General features: G+C 45.7%; 14 protein-coding genes. 10 read left to right on the top strand and 4 right to left on the bottom strand.

Annotated elements, in window-relative coordinates; genetic code table 11:
* Window position 1 precedes the first annotated feature (1 nt).
* Together F6K53_RS16610 and F6K53_RS16605 are read left to right on the top strand one after the other, a co-directional pair.
* Window positions 2-3,970: a tetratricopeptide repeat protein gene (locus F6K53_RS16610; RefSeq protein ID WP_293081379.1), complete on the top strand. Its 3,969-nt coding sequence runs from the start codon at window positions 2-4 to the stop codon at window positions 3,968-3,970.
* Window positions 3,971-4,197: 227 nt separating this feature from the next.
* A complete protein-coding gene (locus F6K53_RS16605) occupies window positions 4,198-4,857 on the top strand; it encodes a transglutaminase family protein (RefSeq protein WP_293070361.1) in 660 nt (219 codons plus the stop codon).
* A gap of 60 nt (window positions 4,858-4,917) precedes the next feature.
* Here the strand turns inward: F6K53_RS16605 and F6K53_RS16600 are convergent, their stop codons facing one another.
* On the bottom strand, window positions 4,918-5,073 hold the full coding sequence (locus F6K53_RS16600) for a hypothetical protein (RefSeq protein WP_293081376.1): 156 nt from the start codon (window positions 5,071-5,073) through the stop codon (window positions 4,918-4,920).
* 619 nt (window positions 5,074-5,692) lie between these two features.
* On the opposite strand from F6K53_RS16600, the gene F6K53_RS16595 reads away from it, so the two are divergent.
* Together F6K53_RS16595 and F6K53_RS16590 are read left to right on the top strand one after the other, a co-directional pair.
* Complete coding sequence (locus F6K53_RS16595) at window positions 5,693-6,994, top strand: RNA-guided endonuclease TnpB family protein (protein ID WP_293070359.1); 1,302 nt, start codon at window positions 5,693-5,695, stop codon at window positions 6,992-6,994.
* Window positions 6,995-7,042: 48 nt separating this feature from the next.
* The gene (locus tag F6K53_RS16590; protein ID WP_293024276.1) at window positions 7,043-7,618 is read left to right on the top strand and encodes a Uma2 family endonuclease; all 576 of its coding nucleotides are present in this window, start codon (window positions 7,043-7,045) and stop codon (window positions 7,616-7,618) included.
* A 243-nt stretch (window positions 7,619-7,861) separates the two neighbouring features.
* On the opposite strand, the gene F6K53_RS16585 is transcribed toward F6K53_RS16590, so the two are convergent.
* Both F6K53_RS16585 and F6K53_RS16580 read right to left on the bottom strand, forming a co-directional pair.
* Window positions 7,862-8,362, bottom strand: a complete 501-nt coding sequence (locus F6K53_RS16585; RefSeq protein ID WP_293070357.1) for a GNAT family N-acetyltransferase — start codon at window positions 8,360-8,362, stop codon at window positions 7,862-7,864.
* Between the two features lie 16 nt (window positions 8,363-8,378).
* On the bottom strand, window positions 8,379-9,248 hold the full coding sequence (locus tag F6K53_RS16580) for a class I SAM-dependent methyltransferase (protein WP_293070355.1): 870 nt from the start codon (window positions 9,246-9,248) through the stop codon (window positions 8,379-8,381).
* 118 nt (window positions 9,249-9,366) lie between these two features.
* Here F6K53_RS16580 and F6K53_RS16575 point away from each other — a divergent pair, with 118 nt between their 5' ends.
* The 4 genes from F6K53_RS16575 to F6K53_RS16560 all read left to right on the top strand — a co-directional run bounded on the left by F6K53_RS16575 (window position 9,367) and on the right by F6K53_RS16560 (window position 13,239).
* Window positions 9,367-9,546, top strand: a complete 180-nt coding sequence (locus tag F6K53_RS16575) for a hypothetical protein (RefSeq protein ID WP_293024271.1) — start codon at window positions 9,367-9,369, stop codon at window positions 9,544-9,546.
* A gap of 42 nt (window positions 9,547-9,588) precedes the next feature.
* Window positions 9,589-10,824, top strand: a complete 1,236-nt coding sequence (locus tag F6K53_RS16570; RefSeq protein ID WP_293070353.1) for an LL-diaminopimelate aminotransferase — start codon at window positions 9,589-9,591, stop codon at window positions 10,822-10,824.
* 216 nt (window positions 10,825-11,040) lie between these two features.
* Entirely contained in the window at window positions 11,041-11,397 is a 357-nt protein-coding gene (locus F6K53_RS16565) for a Spx/MgsR family RNA polymerase-binding regulatory protein (RefSeq protein WP_293024265.1), read from the top strand.
* Window positions 11,398-11,697: 300 nt separating this feature from the next.
* Window positions 11,698-13,239 carry an NAD(P)/FAD-dependent oxidoreductase gene (locus F6K53_RS16560; protein ID WP_293081373.1) on the top strand — a complete coding sequence of 514 codons (1,542 nt, stop codon included), beginning with the start codon at window positions 11,698-11,700 and terminating at the stop codon, window positions 13,237-13,239.
* A 323-nt stretch (window positions 13,240-13,562) separates the two neighbouring features.
* Here the strand turns inward: F6K53_RS16560 and F6K53_RS16555 are convergent, their stop codons facing one another.
* Window positions 13,563-17,339, bottom strand: coding sequence for a CHAT domain-containing protein (locus F6K53_RS16555; RefSeq protein WP_293070349.1), 3,777 nt, complete (start codon window positions 17,337-17,339; stop codon window positions 13,563-13,565).
* A gap of 484 nt (window positions 17,340-17,823) precedes the next feature.
* Here F6K53_RS16555 and mnmE point away from each other — a divergent pair, with 484 nt between their 5' ends.
* On the top strand, window positions 17,824-19,203 hold the full coding sequence (gene mnmE / locus F6K53_RS16550) for a tRNA uridine-5-carboxymethylaminomethyl(34) synthesis GTPase MnmE (RefSeq protein ID WP_293047845.1): 1,380 nt from the start codon (window positions 17,824-17,826) through the stop codon (window positions 19,201-19,203).
* A gap of 37 nt (window positions 19,204-19,240) precedes the next feature.
* Window positions 19,241-19,488, top strand: a 248-nt coding sequence (locus F6K53_RS16545; RefSeq protein ID WP_293070347.1) for a hypothetical protein, incomplete at its 3' end; no start/stop codon positions are given.

Genomic DNA, 19,488 nt, shown 5'->3' with positions numbered 1-19,488 from the left:
GATGAAGGCAAGGATCTCAATCAAGCAAGGGCTGATGGCGGCTACGGTAGTGGCTGTGATCGGAATGAGGGCAGTTCCCGTGCCACCATGGGGACAGACGGGTATAGCCCAAGCTCAAGAAAGCTCACCATCAACTGAGTCAAGGGAGTCTGTCATTAAAAGAAAACTAGCAGAAGCATCTCGACTTGTTAAGCAAGCGTTGGAGCTTTATGAACAAGGAAAGTACTTAGAAGCCATCCCCCTAGGGGAAAGAGCATTAGGGATTCGACAACAAGTCCTAGGACCAGAGCACCGAGATGTGGCAGAAAGCCTCAACTACCTGGGGGAACTGTACTTACACCAGGGGAGGTACTCAGATGCTGAACCCCTCTACCAGCAAGCCTTACAGCTAAGAAAACAGTTGCTAGGACCAGACCACCGAGATGTGGCAGAAAGCCTCAACAACCTAGCGGAACTGTACTTACACCAGGGCAGGTACCAAGAAGCCGAACCCCTCTTGCAACAAGCCTTACAGCTAAGAAAACGGTTGCTAGGAGAGGAACACCCACAGGTAGCATTAAGCCTCAACAACCTAGCGGAACTGTACTTACACCAGGGCAGGTACCAAGAAGCTAAACCCCTCTTCCAGCAAGCCTTAAAGCTAAGAAAACGGTTGCTAGGACCAGACCACCGAGATGTGGCAGAAAGCCTCAAAAACCTGGCTTTACTGTACTTGAACCAGGGCAGGTACCAAGAAGCTAAACCCCTCTTCCAGCAAGCCTTAAAGCTAAGAAAACGGTTGCTAGGAGCAGAGCACCCAGATGTGGCAGAAAGCCTCAACAACCTGGCTTTACTGTACTTTAACCAGGGGCAGTACCAAGAAGCCGAACCCCTCTTCCAGCAAGCCTTAAAGCTAAGAAAACGGTTGCTAGGAAAGGAACACCCCCATGTGGCCACCAGCCTCAACAACCTGGCTTTACTGTACTTTAACCAGGGGCAGTACCAAGAAGCCGAACCCCTCTTGCAGCAAGCCTTAGAGCTGACTAAACGGTTGCTAGGAGAGGAACACCCCCATGTGGCCACCAGCCTCAACAACCTGGCTTTACTGTACTTTAACCAGGGGCAGTACCAAGAAGCCGAACCCCTATTCCAGCAAGCCTTAGAGCTGAATAAACGGTTGCTAGGAGAGGAAAACCCACAGGTAGCATTAAACCTCAACAACCTGGCTTTACTGTACTTTAACCAGGGGCGGTACCAAGAAGCGGAGACCCTGTTGCAGCAAGCCTTAGAGCTGACTAAACGGTTGCTAGGAGAGGAAAACCCACAGGTAGCATTAAGCCTCAACAACCTGGCTTTAGTGTACTTTAACCAGGGGCGGTACCAAGAAGCCGAACCCCTGTTGCAGCAAACCTTAGAGCTGACTAAACGGTTGCTAGGAGAGGAACACCCACAGGTAGCATTAAGCCTCAACAACCTGGCTTTAGTGTACTTTAACCAGGGGCAGTACCAAGAAGCGGAACCCCTCTTGCAGCAAGCCTTAGAGCTGACTAAACGGTTGCTAGGAGAGGAACACCCACAGGTAGCATTAAACCTCAACAACCTGGCTTTCTTGTACTTTAACCAGGGGCAGTACCAAGAAGCGGAGCCCCTATTCCAGCAAGCCTTAGAGCTGACTAAACGGTTGCTAGGAGAGGAACACCCACAGGTAGCATTAAGCCTCAACAACCTGGCTTTAGTGTACTTGAACCAGGGGCGGTACCAAGAAGCGGAGCCCCTGTTGCAGCAAACCTTAGAGCTGACTAAACGGTTGCTAGGAGAGGAACACCCACAGGTAGCATTAAGCCTCAACAACCTGGCTTTAGTGTACTTTAACCAGGGGCGGTACCAAGAAGCCGAACCCCTGTTGCAGCAAACCTTAGAGCTGACTAAACGGTTGCTAGGAGAGGAACACCCACAGGTAGCATTAAGCCTCAACAACCTGGCTTTACTGTACTTGAACCAGGGCAGGGACCAAGAAGCCGAACCCCTATTCCAGCAAGCCTTAGAGCTGAATAAACGGTTGCTAGGAGAGGAACACCCACAGGTAGCATTAAGCCTCAACAACCTGGCTTTAGTGTACTTGAACCAGGGGCGGTACCAAGAAGCCGAACCCCTGTTGCAGCAAACCTTAGAGCTGACTAAACGGTTGCTAGGAGAGGAACACCCACAGGTAGCATTAAGCCTCAACAACCTGGCTTTACTGTATCACACTCAAGGTAAGATCAGCCGTGCCCTTGAGCTGTTGGAGCAAGGATTGAAGGTAGAAGAACGGAACCTCCACTCCAATTTGGTTGCTGGTTCTGAGCCTCAAAAGCGAAAGTACCTTGATACTATCTCTGGTAGCACAAACACAGTCATTTCTCTGCACCTCAATACAGCTCCCAACAATCCCAGAGCAGCACGTCTGGCCTTGACTACCGTCCTCCGGCGAAAAGGTCGCGTTCTCGATTTCATCACCAACAGCCAGCAAATCCTGGGTCAACAGTTAGACCCTGAAAGCCAAAAGTTACTGGAAGACCTCAACGCTACCCGGACTCAACTAGCTAACTTGTTCTACAGCCAAAGCTTAGACCCTAAAAGCCCAAAGTTACTAGATGACCTCAATTCTAACCCCACTCAAGGAGCCAATCTGATCTACAAGCGACTACCAAATCTACCTCTTAAATACTATCAACAGAGGTTGAATTATCTCTCTGAACAAGCCAACCAATTAGAGGATAAAATTAGCCGTCGTAGCCCTGACTTTCGCACAGCTAACCAAGCTGTGACTCTCGAAGCCATTCAAACGCTGATTCCAGCTAATACAGCCCTAGTGGAACTGGTCAAGTATCAACGGGGTTCCCCTCGCTACGCTGCCTACGTGCTTCATTCCCAAGGAGACCCCCAAGGCATTGACCTAGGGGAGGTTAAGTTGATTGAAAAAGAGTTAGAGCTGTTTCGCCTCTCTATTCAAGACAAAGACACACCCACCGCTCAGTTGAAGCAAGCTGCACGGCAAGTGGATCAGAGGTTGATGGATCCTGTGCGCCAACTGTTAGGGTCTACTCGACAGATCTTACTGTCCCCAGAAGGAGAGCTCAATCTGATTCCCTTTGAAGCCCTGGTGGATCAGCAACAGCAGTATCTGGTAGAAAACTATCGCTTTACTTACCTTACCTCTGGCAGGGACTTACTCAGATTATCCCAGGAATCTGCTAGTCAAACAGCTCCAGTGATGTTGGGCAATCCTGACTTTGACCGTTCTGCTGGTGAATTAATTGCTAATCAGGATCATAGCAATCTCGCCAGTGCCGACCTTACCCGTTCCATTGACCTATCAACCTGGGACTTTTCACCATTACCAGGCACTGCCGATGAAGTAAAAGAAATTGCTGACATGCTAGGAGTAGACCCTCTACTGGGTGGTAAGGCCACAGAGTCAGCAGTCAAAGGAGTCAATAGTCCCAGGATACTGCATATTGCTACCCATGGTTTCTCTGAGAATGCTCCCAATCAAGAACTGCCCACACTCTATGACAATCCCATGCTGTTGTCCGGACTAGTGCTAGCAGGGTTTAAGCAGAAGCGAACTGGTGCAGAGAATGGGGTACTCACTGCTTTGGAAGCCGTAGGACTTAACTTGTCTGGCACGGAGTTGGTGGTCTTATCCGCTTGCGATACCGGTTCCGGACGGATTAGTTCAGGAGAGGGCATCTATGGCTTGCGTCGGGCGTTTGTAATTGCTGGTTCACAAACTCAGCTAATCAGTTTGCGCAAGGTACAGGATAAAGCCACTAAAGAGCTGATGCTGGCTTACTATCAGCGCTTGCTAGACGATAACATGGGGCGCACCGAGGCTCTGCGGCAGACGCAACTGGACATGTTGAAAGATGAGAGGTATCAGCATCCTTATTATTGGGCGAGTTTTATTGTTTCGGGGAATTGGAGACCGATGGGGGGTGTGGGGAGATAGGGAGATAGGGAGATAGGGAGATGGGGAGATGGGGAGATGGGGAGATAGGGAATAGGGAACAGGGAACAGGGAACAGGGAACAGCTTGTAGGGTGGGCAAAAACCGTTTGGTTCTTTTGAGTATTCTAGATTATATTAGTTTGCCCACCCTACTTTAATTGCTATTTTTTTCACTCCCGACTCCCGACTCCCGATTCCCGACTCCCGACTCCCGACTCCCGTTTTAATATGGAGAATACACAAGACTATCTACAAACCAGTGCAATCATCGATTGGCAACATCCTACAATTCTGGAACTGGCGAGGACAATTGCCCTAGAGCATCAAACATCGAATGCGATCGCCTTTGGCGCGGCTGAGGCCTTTGGCCACGCTGCGCGAACGCCGATCGCAAAAGCCTGTTTTGAGTGGGTTCGAGACCACATTTGCCATAGCGTTGACTATAAAATGAACCCTGTCACCTGTCGTGCCTCGGATGTACTTAAGCATAAAACCGGTTATTGTTACGCAAAAAGCCATTTGCTAGCTGCCCTATTACGAGCCAATGGAATTCCAGCAGGCTTTTGTTATCAGCGATTAAGCATTCATGACGATGGTGAGCCTTACAGTTTGCATGGTTTAAATGCCGTTTACTTAGCTGAATTCGGTTGGTATCGAATTGATCCCAGAGGAAACCGTGAGGGAATTGATGCTCAATTCAATCCCCCAAAGGAGCAATTAGCTTTCAGCATTCGACTTCCTGGAGAAGCTGATTTTCCTAACATTTTTTCTGAACCACTTCCTATAGTTATCGAAGCATTACAGGCTGGTAGTACTTGGGATGAAATGCTTGGTAGTCTTCCAGATGTTTTGTTGGAGGAATGGGAAGAATTAAGAATGAAGAATTAAGAATGAAGAATTTAGAATGAAGAATGAAGAATTTAGAATTTAGAATTTAGAATTTAGAATTTAGAATTTAGAATTTAGCTGCGTAGGGTGTGTTAGGGGCGGAAAGCTTCTGATTTTTAACCTCCTACCAGGGTTGGGATAGTCCGCCCCGTAACGCACCACCTGTAAAGCTAGGGAACAGGGAACAGGGAACAGGCAAGATGCGCGTTCCAGCAATAGGCTTCCCTTAAGCGTGGTAAATATGGTAAGTGTTGTAAGTGTGGTTAGGGTGGGTAGAGAAAAAAAATGAGCGATCACAGAATTATAAACTAAGCGATCGCTACATCCAAAACAAGCAATCTGTCCAGTATTTTACCATTCGGAAACCTTAACCTATCCACTATTAGCTATCAGCTAATGCACTAAGCGCACGCCTGAATGCTTACCCGAAACCTGGACAGGCTACGGGATGCTATTGAAGAGCCGGTACTGGAACGCCCTAAAAAACTTTAACAAAACTCGCGAAATTCCCCACCCTCTTCCAGGGTGTTGAAGTTACCGTAAGTAGAGGGTCGCCTTTAAGGTTGGTCGGCTATGGGAAAAAGGGTTAAAACTGTTTGATTAAGGCTCCACTCTACTAAGGTGCGCGTCTCTAGGATGGATAGCGAGACAGAAAATTTCTTTTATCCCTTGACACATTACTGTGAAATACATATAATAGTAAGCATGGTCGATTTTGAAGTTACCGTAAGAATAAAGAAGCCTTAATCACAAAGATTTAACCCTTTTATGCATAGCCGACTAACCATAAAGGCTTCTTTATTCTAAGGTTTCATCTCCAACAAGTTTGAGTGCAATGAAACATAAAGCCGTCAAAGTTAGAATTTATCCCACACAAGAGCAAATTCAAGTGTTAGCTCAGCATTTTGGATGCGCTCGTTGGTGGTGGAACTATGCTTTGAATCAGTGCATAGAAACCTACAAAGAAACTGGCAAGGGGCTAAAACAATCTGCACTCAACTCTATGTTGCCAAAGCTCAAAAAACAAAAAGAGACTGAATGGCTAAAAGATTGTTACTCTCAGGTTTTGCAATCCGTGAGTCTCAATCTTAGTCGTGCATATCAAAATTTCTTTGTTCGCGTCAGCGTGGCCTACGGCCAGGGTAGGGCTGAATATCCTAGGTTCAAATCATATCATCATCGTCAATCAATTCAGTATCCCCAGAACGTAAAACAAGTTGGCAACTACTTGAAGTTCCCTGGAAGATTAGGCATTATCAAAGCAATAATCCATCGACCACTAGATGGAGAAATTAAAACTGTAACCGTTAGCAAGACTCCATCTGGAAAATATTATGCTTCGGTGTTAATGGAATATGAGCCGGATGATTTGCAGCCTTCCAAAAAAGGAAATGTTATCGGAATTGATTTGGGTATTAAGGATTTTGCTATTACCTACGATGGCGAAAAGACTTCCAAGTTTGGGAATCCAAAGCACTTAGCCAAGTCCGAAAAGAAACTGACTAAAAAACAGCGTATCGCTGCCCGAAAGAAAAAAGGCAGCAATGGACGCAAAAAGGCCATAAAGATTGTAGCCAAGGTATACGAACGGATTAGAAATGTCCGCCAAGACTATCTGCATAAACTATCTAGAAAGATAGTTGACAACAACCAAGTGGTGGTAGTCGAGAACCTAAATGTCAAGGGCATGCTGTGCGCTACGCGCACGCTTCGCGAACGTAACCATAAATTAGCTAAAGCAATTTCTGATATGGGTTGGGGAACCTTTGTAAACTTCCTGTCTTATAAGTGCGAAAAAGAAGGAAAGGTATTAGTTGAAATAAACCGATGGTTTCCTAGTTCCAAAACCTGCTCTAATTGTCATTACCGAATCAAGGAGTTGCCACTGGATGTCAGGGCTTGGACTTGTCCAAGTTGTGGAACTCACCACGACAGAGATGGTAATGCGGCAAAGAATATTAGAGCAGAAGGGATCAGAATGCTATCCTCCTCTGGGACGGGGGAGGTCAACGCCAGGGTCGAAGAAGTAAGACCAAGACGTGGACGCCCGTCCAAGTTAAGGCATTCTTCCGTGAAGCTGGAAGCCCCGACTTGGCCTTTGGCCACGCTTCGCGAACAAAGAAGTAAGTCGGGGTAGTTCACGCTAGAAACTGTAGGATTAAAGTCAGTAACTGCGAATGGCACGATGGTTAAAACCACCTCCAAACTCACGTTTGACCAATACCTGGAATATGATGACGGCACAGATAACCGTTATGAGCTGGTTGATGGGGAGTTAGTACAATTGCCACCGGAGAGTGAATCAAATAGTTGGAGGGCGATGTGGCTAATGTATCAATTAGCCCAACACATTAACCCTCGTTTAATCAGGATACACGATTGCGAATTGCAAGTTCCAGGAAATCCTCAAAACCGCTATCCTGATTTGGTAGTGCTTACGGAAGCACATCTTCTCCAAACGGAAAAACGCCTAACTATCACCCTTGATATGGAACCCCCACAGTTTGTTGCGGAGGTAGTTAGCCCCTACAGAAACCAAAATGATGAAAACTACCAACGTGATTACAGTGATAAAGTAAAACAATACCAACAAAGGGCTATTCCTGAATATTGGATTATTGACTCCCAAGACCAATTAGTAACTGTCCTAGTCTTGAAAGACGGTAGTTATCAAAAACAAGAATTTAGTGGGAATCAGCAGATTGTTTCTCAGACTTTCGGTGATTTGAACTTGACCGCTTTACAGGTAATCAATGGGTAAGCTATCAGCTATCAGCTATCAGCTATCAGCTATCAGTTATTAGCTATCAGCCGTCAGCTATCAGCCGTCAGCTATCAGTTATCAGTTATAAGCTATCAGCTTATGCGCTACGCGCACGCTACGCGAACAGCCATTGGCTGTAGGCCAAGCTACACCGAACAGCTTTTGAATAAAATAAGCTGACCACTGACCACTGACCACTGACCACTGACCGCTGACCGCTGACCGCTGACCGCTGACCGCTTACATGACCTTTTGCATCCTAAACCGTTCAAACCCTACCCCACTGAGGAATACAGTCTCCGGTTCAATAATAGTAAATCCCTGTTTGAGAAAGAAATACTTAGAAATTCTGCTAGCTTCAGTATAGAGACAAGTAACCCCTTGCCTTAACGCTTCATCTTCTAATTGTTGGTAAATCGCTGTAGCATAACCCTGGCGAGAGTAGTCTTTTGCCGTAAACAGTAAATCAATGTGATTAGCGGGATGTAATTGACCAAAAGCCGCTATCTTATTGCCATCAACTGCAACAAGTGTTATTCCCATACTCAGCCGTTTCGTAAACTGGTCGTTATCCTTAGGATAGGATGACCAAATCTCTACTTGTTTACTATTATACGCTTGTGAAGCTATTTCCATGATAGCATTTTTGTAGACATCGACAACAGCTTTGGCATCTGATACTTGGTAGTTACGAATTAACATTTTTTTCTCGGATATCCCGATTCCCGATTCCCGACTCACGATTCCCGATTCCCTTTCAATTTAACTTATAGCGAGCAGTCCACTGTATTTTCCTGAAAAATGGAATATCTTTCAAAACTCTCAGCAAACCAAGTTTATTTTCTGGTTCGTCAAGATAAAACCAATCATCCAGGAATTCAATACCTGGATTCCAACCCTCCAAGTCTTTACTATCTCGAATTCCAAACTTGAACGTAGCATCGTTTCCCAAATGCAAATCCCGTTGTAATTTTCTGTTCATTATTCCTTGCAGGGGCGGCTTTAACCAAAGAGCATTGAAAAATTCAGCAATAAGTTCACAGCCAGGAAACGTTGATTGCAGTTTCAACACTAATGATTTTACCTCGTCTTCTTGAAGGTACATAAGCACCCCTTCTGCCAGAAAGAGTAATGAATCAGGGTTCAACTGTGTTATTGCTTCCATCCATTCATAATTCAAGACCGAAGATGGAATAAAGCGATAGCGGTCAGTTTCTGGCAACAGTTTCTTTTTAACCGCTATCACCTCTGGGAAATCAAGGTCATAGAATATCACCTTACCGTTATCGATCCGGTGGAAACGAGGATCCAAGCCACAACCAATATTAACAACAATTCCGTGATGCGATCGCTCCAGGAAATTTCTGACATAATCATCATAGCGTTTGGCGCGCATAGCAATATGAACCACCAATTTTTTTTCTACCTTGCCCTTAGCCAAGCTTTGATAAAACTTGTTATCTGACTGGGATAATTCAGGGTTTAATTTATCAGTAATTTCAACAGCTAATGGATCCAATAAAATTGGGTCTTTTGACTGACTTTCTAGGGCATGGCAATACAAAGTCAGTAGGGATGTTGCTGCTACATCACTGATTTCAGTGTTGAGTAATTTCGGAATTTCCATATCAGCTATCAGTGGTGCGTTACGGGACGGAATTTCCCAAAACTGGCTACCGAGAAAATCAGGGCGAGCCCGTCCCTAACGCACCCTACGCAACTCGACCAGATCTCGAACGGGCAGGATGCCCATTCTACAGGTGCGATCCGTGGCGAATTTAATTCTTAATGGGTCAAGCGCACCTAAAAACTTTTCCAATCATTCCATTATTCAGCAACGCTGTTTTTTTTCCGATTCCCGATTCCCGATTCCCGATTCCCTATTCCCTACTCCCTACTCCCTACTCCCTATTCCCGACTTCTGAAAGAAGTGTAAGCTGTGTTGAGGGCGTATATACCAATCTACTATGGCAAGCATTAACGATAACTACCTCAAACTCAAAGCTGGCTACCTATTTCCCGAAATTGCGCGACGGGTCAATACTTTCGCAGAAGCCAATCCCGATGCTAAGCTAATCAAGCTGGGGATTGGTGATGTTACCGAACCACTACCAGCCGCCTGCCGCACCGCCATAATCAAAGCCGTTGAAGAAATGGGCGATCGCGCCACCTTCAAAGGTTATGGTCCAGAGCAAGGCTACCCTTGGTTAAGGGAAAAAATTGCTAGCCACGATTTCCAAAGCCGGGGGTGTGAGATTGACCCTGGGGAAATTTTCATCTCCGATGGCTCCAAGTGCGACACTGGCAACATTCTCGACATCTTTGGCAACGATAACAAGATTGCCGTTACTGACCCAGTTTATCCCGTGTATGTAGACACCAACGTCATGGCTGGTCATACCGGGGATGCTAATGATGCTGGTAAGTATGAGGGTTTAGTTTATCTACCGATTACCGCCGAGAACAACTTCACCGCTGAGATTCCCTCCCAGAAGGTTGATTTAATTTACCTGTGCTTCCCGAATAACCCTACCGGAGCAACCGCTAGCAAAGACTACCTCAAAACCTGGGTAGACTATGCCAAAGCTAATGGCTCGGTCATTTTCTTTGATGCAGCCTACGAAGCCTTTATCACTGACCCAGACCTACCCCACTCCATCTACGAGATTGAGGGAGCAAGGGATTGTGCCATTGAATTCCGCTCTTTTTCCAAGAATGCAGGCTTTACCGGCACCCGCTGTGCATTAACAGTAGTACCAAAGACCCTAACAGCCAAAGCATCCGATGGTTCAGATGTAGAACTGTGGCCACTTTGGAACCGCCGCCATTGTACTAAATTTAATGGGGTTTCCTATATTGTACAACGGGGCGCTGAAGCCGTTTATTCTGAAGAAGGCCAAGAGCAAGTTAAAGCACTAGTTAACTTCTATCTGGAAAATGCCAAAATTATTTGCGATCAACTAACAGCCGCTGGATTAACAGTATATGGTGGCGTAAATGCCCCTTACGTTTGGGTCAAAACACCTAATGGTCTATCCAGTTGGGACTTCTTTGATAAATTACTCAACACTGCCAATGTAGTCGGAACCCCTGGTTCTGGATTTGGTGCTGCCGGGGAAGGTTATTTCCGCATTTCCGCATTTAATAGTCGGGAAAATGTAGAAGAAGCGATGCAGCGAATTACCGATAAATTCAAAGTGTAGTTTTAGGGTAGGGTGTAGGGTTACCAGGTGTAGAATTTAGTAATAAATTAAATAAATTTAATCTGCTATATCCTACGCTCTACACCCTATTTAAAATTATAATTCGCCCCAGTTGTCGGTAAATTAAAATCGGCAAATTCCCTACTCCCTACTCCCTACTCCCTACTCCCTACTCCCTACTCCCTATTCCCTTTTTTTAAAATAAGGAGAAAAATTATGTCAATTAAAGTCTACGGTATCCCCAACTGCGGCACTTGCAAAAAAGCATTGAAATGGCTCGAAGATAACAGTATTGAATATGATTTCATCAACACAAAAGAGCATCCACCAACTGCAGAGATGATTAGCAGCTGGGTAGAAGCATTGGGCTCTAAACCAATGCGTAATACCTCTGGGAAATCCTATCGTGAAATAGGTGAAGAAAAAAAGACTTGGACCGATGAACAGTGGGTTGAAGCCTTTGCAAAAGATGCGATGCTCCTGAAGCGACCCCTATTTGTGAAGGATGGCACAGCGGTATTGGTAGGGTTTAGGGCAAATGAAGAAACGATTCGAGAGAAATTGGTAATATAGAATTTTTATAGCAATTATCAATTGCTTGAGGTAATTGTGTTATGGGTTTTAGGGAGTAGGGAGCAGGGAGCAGGGAGCAGGGAAAAGCGGATGACCAGAACAGTACCAACGCCCTATTTGGAATGCTATTTCACTTTCGATTTAGCATAAAAAATAAATGATCAAACTATCAAAGCGATAAAAAGCGATAGTTCACCATAACAGATACTGAAGAACCGTAAATTTTCTTACCCCTACTCCCTACTCCCTACTCCCTACTCCCTACTATAAAATAAACCAAACTATCGAGCCCAAATTTCAATGAGTAAAGAAACAGATATAGTTGTAATTGGCAGTGGGATTGGTGGTTTATGCTGCGCCTCTCTTCTAGCTCGCTACGGTTTTAACGTCACAGTCTGCGAGAGCCACTCAATCCCTGGTGGTGCTGCTCACGCTTTTGAGCGCAATGGATTCAAGTTTGACTCCGGTCCGTCTCTTTACTCAGGTTTGTCTTATAGCCCTTCTTCCAATCCTCTGCGACAACTGCTAGATGCCATTGGTGAGGATTTATCATGGGAAACCTACAATACATGGGGTTGCCGTTTGCCTGAAGGGGACTTTGACACCTCCGTTGGTGCGGATCAGTTTTGTGAGGTTCTAGCCAGGCTTCGTGGTAATGATGCTGTAACCGAATGGCGTGAGCTTCAGCGGGTGATGGAACCCCTAGCTAAGGCTGCGATCGCAATTCCCCTCACTGCCATCCGTTTTGATCTCGGCGCAGTAGTCACCCTCAGCCGATTTGCCCCCTCTTTCCTACGATATGCTGGGGATTCTATCAAGCTCAGAGGACCCTTTAGCCAGATTATGGACGGTGTTCTCAAAGACAACTTTAGCCGTAATTGGCTCGATTTGCTTTGTTTTCTATTATCTGGACTACCAGCGGATGGAACCATTGCGGCAGAGATGGCCTTTATGTTTGCGGAATGGTATCGACCAGGGGTAGTGCTAGACTATCCCATTGGTGGTAGTGGTGCCCTGGTTGATGCCCTGGTGCGGGGATTAGAAAAACATGGCGGTCAGTTGATAGTTAATGCTCATGTTGAAGAAGTGATAGTCGAGCACAACCGTGCCGTAGGTGTGCGTCTGCGGGGCAGCAAAGAAATCCGAGCCCGTAAAGCAGTAGTGTCTAATATCTCAGTATGGGATACCCTCAAACTACTGCCAGATTCAGCAATACCAAAATCCTATCGAGCCAAGAGAAACGCTACTCCTGAGTGTGACAGCTTCATGCATCTCCACTTAGGGATTGATGCTCAAGGACTAGAAAAAGACCTAGCCTGCCACTACATTATCGTTAATGACTGGGAAAAGGGTGTTACCGCTCCCCAGAATATAGTAGTGCTATCGATTCCATCCCTTCTAGACCCATCCCTAGCACCACCAGGAAAACACGTGATTCACGTTTATACTCCAGGTAACGAACCCTATGAACTCTGGCAGGGGATGAGTCGTAGCAGTGAAGCCTATGCACAACAAAAGCAGGTGCGTGCAGAAATCATGTGGAAAGGATTGGAGCGGATCATTCCAGACATTCGTTCCCGTTGTGAAGTCACTCTAGTCGGTACACCGCTCACCCACGAACGCTTTCTGCGCCGCCACCGAGGTTCCTACGGTCCAGCAATTCGAGCAGGAGTTGGCATCTTTCCTGGTCCTGGCACACCCCTACCTGGACTAATGTGCTGTGGAGACTCAACCTTTCCCGGTATTGGTTTACCAGCAGTTGCCGCCAGCGGGATGATTACTGCCAATACCCTTGTACCGGTTTCAAAGCATTTGGAAATGCTGAAAACGATTGGGTTATAGCAAGGGAAGTATAGTTTAGGACATAGTATTTGAGTTTAAAGGGAACAGGGAGCAGGGAGCAGGGAGCAGGGGGAAGAGTGTGGGGAGAGGGGGTAGTGTGGGGAGAGGGAGGAGAGGGAAGAATTAGTTTGAGATTAATTTAGTATCTTTAAATACTTTTTTTCTCATTGTCTTGATGTATTTTATCATCTGAGTCAGGATCTCCCCATCTCCCCATCTCCCCATCTCCCCATCTCCCCATTTCCCCATTTCCCCATCTCCCCATCTCCCCATCTCCCCACACCTACCTCCCTACTCCCTACTCCCTACTCCCTACTCCCTGTTCACGGATCACCAACTAGCAGGAAAGCAGCCCAAAAGTAGGGATGGCTAAAGCTTTGATTTCCAAATTCTGACAATTGTGAAGATAACGCAATTCTCTTACCAGAGATATATAAGTGATCATTCTCAATCCGGACATTGCCTCGAATCATTGCTAACTGTGCCTGTCGCAAGGCTTCAGTTTTACTGGGTGTCTTTCTTAACTGACGGTAAAACTCAGTAGTCAGCCCCATAGCCCCTTGGTCACTGACAGACCAAAGGGTTGCTAAAGTGGAGTCAACCCCTGCCTGAAACGCTGATCCAGCAAAACCTAGCTCTGCTTCCCGATTGCCTAAAGCAGTTTGGCAAGCGCTGAGTACCAACAACTCTACCGATGGCTCAGAAAATAGATTTTCCAGTTCATCGAGCCCCAGTTTTTTGTCCCACATTTGAATATAAGAATTTTCAGGAGCTCCCTGATTAAACTGAGCATGGGTAGCTAAGTGAATGATGCCAAATTTCCGTTTTTTTCGTTGAGCCTTTAAATTTTCCAGAGTGAAGCTTTCGTTGAGAAAATAGTTACCTTTCCACAGTTTGTTGATAATTGTTTGTAACTCGACTTTTACCCAAGGCAAATCCTCTTTATCAGAAAATTGGGAGGCTCCCATCGCCAGCAGTCGGAAGGATTGAACATTGGTAAACCGAGAATAGGTCAAACTAAGACTAGGCACCAGGCTGACACTATAATTTTCCACTAGATAGTTCTTTTGATCGTGCAGAGCAGCCAGGGGTAGGGAGCGCAAACCCTGATCCATGGCAAATATCAGGCTGTCGATCTTATTAGCTTTTAACTCAGACTCCAACGGTGCGATCAGCCATTGGTAAAGTTGCTGAGCTGGTTTGAGATGCTCCTTATCATCAAAGCTTCGGGGATTTATCAGTGTTCGATGAAAAGTCCTGATCTTAGCTAGGACCTCAGCACGATTTGCGTTATAGACTCGCCGCAGAACTGGATTACCCTCTGCTGTGATCAGCAACAGTTCTAGCTGGTCATCGGTTTTTTGTAAGCATTTTTCCGGTTCTGAAGATAGATCAGAGGCTTGGTAACCAAATCGTCGGTCAATTTCGGCTGCTGGGATTGCTGGAGTTTGGCATCGCGTTCCTGGTAATGTCAGGGAGTTTTTGACAAAACTGACATAAATAACCCCACTCTTGAGACCCGTCTCCCGCTCAAGCTCACGAATGCGATCGCGCACATCATTCTGAGTATAAATTTTGGTCTTGAGCTGTCGCAGAAAGTATGCCTGATATTCTTCTGTGAAGGCTTTTTCTATGCCATAGACTAGGTCACTTTTAACAGTCGCCTCCAGTGTAATTGGTTGCTCTACCAATGGTGGAACCTCTGGCGGTGTTATTGATGAGTTATCCGGTGTGGGGATTTTTGAGTCTACCTGTTGTGAAACTTTTAGATCATCCGGTAGTAAAACCGTTACATCATCTGGTGGTGTATCTGTACCGGTGTCACCATCGGTTGGTGTATCGATACCGGTGTCACCATCGGTTGGTGTATCGATACCGCTGCCACCATCGGTTGGTGTATCGATACCGCTGCCACCATCGGTTGGTGTATCGATACCGCTGCCACCATCGGTTGGTGTATCGATACCGCTGCCACCATCGGTTGGTGTATCTGTACCGCTGCCACCATCGGTTGGTGTATCGATACCGCTACCACCATCGGTTGGTGTATCTGTACCGGTGTCACCATCATCCGGTGGTGTACCGGTGCCACCATCCGTTGGGTCTCCCGGATTAAAAGTAATCTCTCCTGGTGTACCTCTGATAGCATCTAACCGTGAGTTAGATTCTATTTGTTCTCGTATTGCTTGTCTATCAGCTTCGCTAGTAATGTCAGGAGCGAAGACTATGATATCACCAGCATTTCCACCCCTCTGAGCTTGTGTGTTGATCTCAATATTATCAAAGTTAACATTGTTTGAATCTGGAACCTTAAAGGTTATATTACCAGAATCTCCACCGTTTGATGCCTCGGTAATAATTGTGAGAGTCTCACCATTTACCTGAATGCTTCCCTGTGCAGTTTCCAAGGTTACATCACCAGAATTACTACCCCCTGTTTCTGTCGTCCTAATCGTGGTAATAATCAAACCATCATTATTACGGAATATAATGTCGTCTTGAGCTGATAAGATTACAGGTCCAGCATCACCCTGATCAGAACTCGTATCGATATTACCAATAGTGATACTCCCTTCCGATGAATTCTGTTCGAGATTAGAAAATTCTGTGCCCTCTACCGTGACTGATTGATTAGGATCAAAATTAACTGGATTACTCAATTGATCCTCACTCAAACCTGCTCGCAAAATCAGAGAGCGGCTTTGGGTCAAATTATCAAAATCTGGATCGGAAGTGGGAATCGAGCCAGTGGTATCTGGCTGTGTGATCTTTATATTTCCCCCCTGAATACTTCCGGTAGATTCTACTTTCAGAGAAGCTCCTGTATAATCCCCAAAGATGACATCGCCTCTAGAGATAATAATCGGGTCATATAAGCTCAGAAAATTACCTGGTTTACTAGATAAATTCAGAATCGAGAAACTACCATCACTGGCAAAGTGAGCATCTCCGGAAATAATCCCATCACTAACTAAACTGAGATTACCGCCACTCTGAAAAGGTGTCTTGGGATGATTCAGTGCCAGAATATCAATACCTAAATCCCCATGAATGTAGAGGTCTCCTCCCGCTATAGCATTGAAGGGATTCTCAACAGTATCCCTTACCACCACTTCATTCTGAGCCAGTAGGTTTAAGTCTCCCGTAGTAGACAGCTGGCTTTCTACTAGAGTCAGGTTATTTTTGGCCGATAGGGTTGCAGTCTGTGCCGTTACTTGCTTTGCCGCTACATCTCCAGAGGCCAAAGTGATGCCTGAATCTTTCAACGTTACAGTACCATCACCATTATCCTTGAATTCTGTGGCATGACCTACATCAGCGCCAGTTAAAAGTTCAGGAAATTGCACAGGCGTCAAGGATTGTTGGTCAGTTAGTAGGGGCTGAATTTCCAAATTGAGCAAGTGCCCCTCTTGGCTAATTTTCACTAAACTTTCCCCTGGTACAGCAGCTACCGTAATTTTTCCATCTTGTGCTACCAGTTCTCCAGTACTGATCACAGTGCCACCGAGTAAGGTTAGGTTATTTCCTGGTGTCACCTCTAGCTGGCCCTGATTGATAATGGCTCCTGGTGTACCTAATGTCTCGAACCTAAAGACACTAGGTGTTCCAATTAAAGAAAAGTAGTCGTTGTTACCAAAGGCACTAAACCAATTATTATCACCAAAGCCAATACCTGTAGCGGTGGTAGCGGTGAATGCTCCTGGGATGTTCAGCTGGGCATCGGCACCAAAAATTATCCCCGCTGGGTTCATTAAAAACAGGTTGGGGTTGCCCCCTGTGACTTGGATGAGACCGTTAATCACTGAAGCGTTGCCACCTGTAACCCGATTGAGAATGTTTTTTATACCGGGTTGAGACAAAAAATTAACAATTTGGTCTTGGTCTAAACCAAACTCCTGAAAGCTGTGAAATAGATTAGAGCCATCACCTGATCGAGTACCTCCGTCAATATCAAAGCGATTACCATCTTGGATAACTTCCGTGTCAGTGGTGTGATCGGCTTGAATCGGCTGTGCTATTGTCGGTATAACCCAAAGAGGTCCTGCCAACACATAGAGAACGCTCAGGGATTGACTAATTCTACTCACAGCTAATTTCATCTGGCTTATTCGTAAAATCTTTCTGATACGGTTATCTTAATCGGTTTTAATTTTAAATTTAAATTGCTGAATACTTAACAAGGTTCATCGAATCTTTTTTTATATAGTTAAATTTATTATTATCTTGATAAATGGAATTTCATGATCGTTAATAACTTCACATAAAAATGCTCATCTTTATAAAAAAAATAAATAAAAATAACTCCTATAGCTAGTGGTAATACAACCATCCTAGTTTAACCGTAAACAAAATAATGTAAAATCTGGATTAATTATTATAAAATTACCAAAAATTATCGTTTTAAAAACTCATATATTTCAGTCTAGTAAGGTACGCAATGTTTTTGCCTGTTGCTTCTTGCTTCTTGCCTGTTGCTTATTGTCTCTTCTATGTTCCCTGTTCCCTCCTCTATAATTACCCATGACCCATTACCTATGACCACTAAAAGAGATATGATCATAAGTTAACCGAATTTGATCTCAGATGTTCCAGAGTGAAACCATTGCTGCGATCGCAACAGCAGTTGTCCCCCAACAAGGCAGTATCGGTATTGTGCGACTGTCAGGAAGAGATGCGATCGCAATTGCCCGTACTTTATTCCAGGCACCGGGGCGTCAGGCTTGGGAGAGTCACCGGATTCTCTACGGCTATGTGCGTCATCCCAAAACCCAACAGCTAGTGGATGAGGCATTGCTGCTGATTATGCAAGCTCCCCGTTCCTACACTCGTGAAGATGTGGTAGAGTTCCATTGCCACGGTGGGATCATGCCCGTCCAAAAAGTGTTGCAATTGTGCCTCGAACAAGGAGCGAGATTAGCACAGCCAGGAGAATTTACCCTACGGGCATTTTTAAATGGGCGCTTGGATTTGACTCAGGCAGAAAGTGTTGCGGACTTAGTGGGGTCTCGCTCCCTAGCAGCCGTTCAAGCCGCCCTAGCTGGGTTGCAGGGCAAGCTCGCCACACCCATTCGGGAAGCCAGAGCTACTTGCCTGGATATTTTGGCAGAAATTGAGGCTCGAATTGATTTTGAGGAGGATTTACCGCCCCTTGATCAAGGCGCAATTGTAGCTCAACTTAACAATATCTTAACAGAAGTATCCCGACTATTAGCCACAGCGGATCAGGGTGAACTATTGCGCACGGGTTTAAAAGTGGTGATCCTTGGGCGACCCAATGTCGGAAAATCGAGTTTATTGAATGCCTGGAGTCGATGCGATCGCGCTATTGTCACTGACCTTCCTGGTACCACTCGGGATGTGGTGGAATCTCAGTTAGTGGTAGGGGGAATCCCGGTACAGGTACTCGATACAGCAGGAATTCGCGAAACCGCTGACCAAGTGGAGAAGATTGGAGTAGAGCGATCGCGTAGTGCAGCCATGGCGGCTGACTTGGTATTACTGGTGATTGAAGCAACCACTGGCTGGAGTGCAGGGGATCAGGAAATTTACCAACAGGTGCAAGAACGTCCGGTAATTCTAGTGATTAACAAAACTGACCTGGCCAGTGATAAGAGTGAATCTACCCTATGCTATCCTAATACTATAGAGCAGGTAGTTAAGACAGCTGCTGCCTACAATCAAGGGATTGATGCTCTGGAGAAGGCAATTCTTGACGCAGTAAATCGTGGCAACCTGCAAGCCGCTGATTTAGATTTAGCCATTAACCAACGACAAGCTGCTGCCTTGACGCGGGCGAAAATGTCTCTTGAGCAAGTGCAAAAAACTATTGCGCAAGAGTTACCCTTAGATTTTTGGACCATAGATTTGCGTGGAGCAATTCAAGCCTTGGGAGAAATTACAGGAGAGGAAGTAACCGAATCAGTGCTTGACCGCATTTTCAGCCGTTTCTGTATTGGGAAGTAATATTAAGTTAGGTTGAATACCCATAATTATAGGAAGTGTGGGGAGATGGGAACCCACCCCTAACCCCGACCAGGAGGGGAATATGGGGAGATGGGAACCCACCCCTAACCCCGACCAGGAGGGGAATATGGGGAGATGGGGGAGGTTTTTATTAAGGGTAAATCGGGTAAGTCAGCGGGATTGCTCCCGCTTCGTCCCCAAAGCACCGTGCGAACAAGTCTCCAAGTACACGGCGCAACCAATTCCAAAAGAACTCACTTATCATTGCTACTTCTTTTCCTTGAC

It is taken from the genome of Moorena sp. SIO4A1, assembly GCF_010672065.1.
Classification (GTDB): Bacteria; Cyanobacteriota; Cyanobacteriia; order Cyanobacteriales; family Coleofasciculaceae; genus Moorena.
Note: the sequence above shows the minus strand (reverse complement) of the source record. Positions and strands in the feature narration are given on the sequence as shown.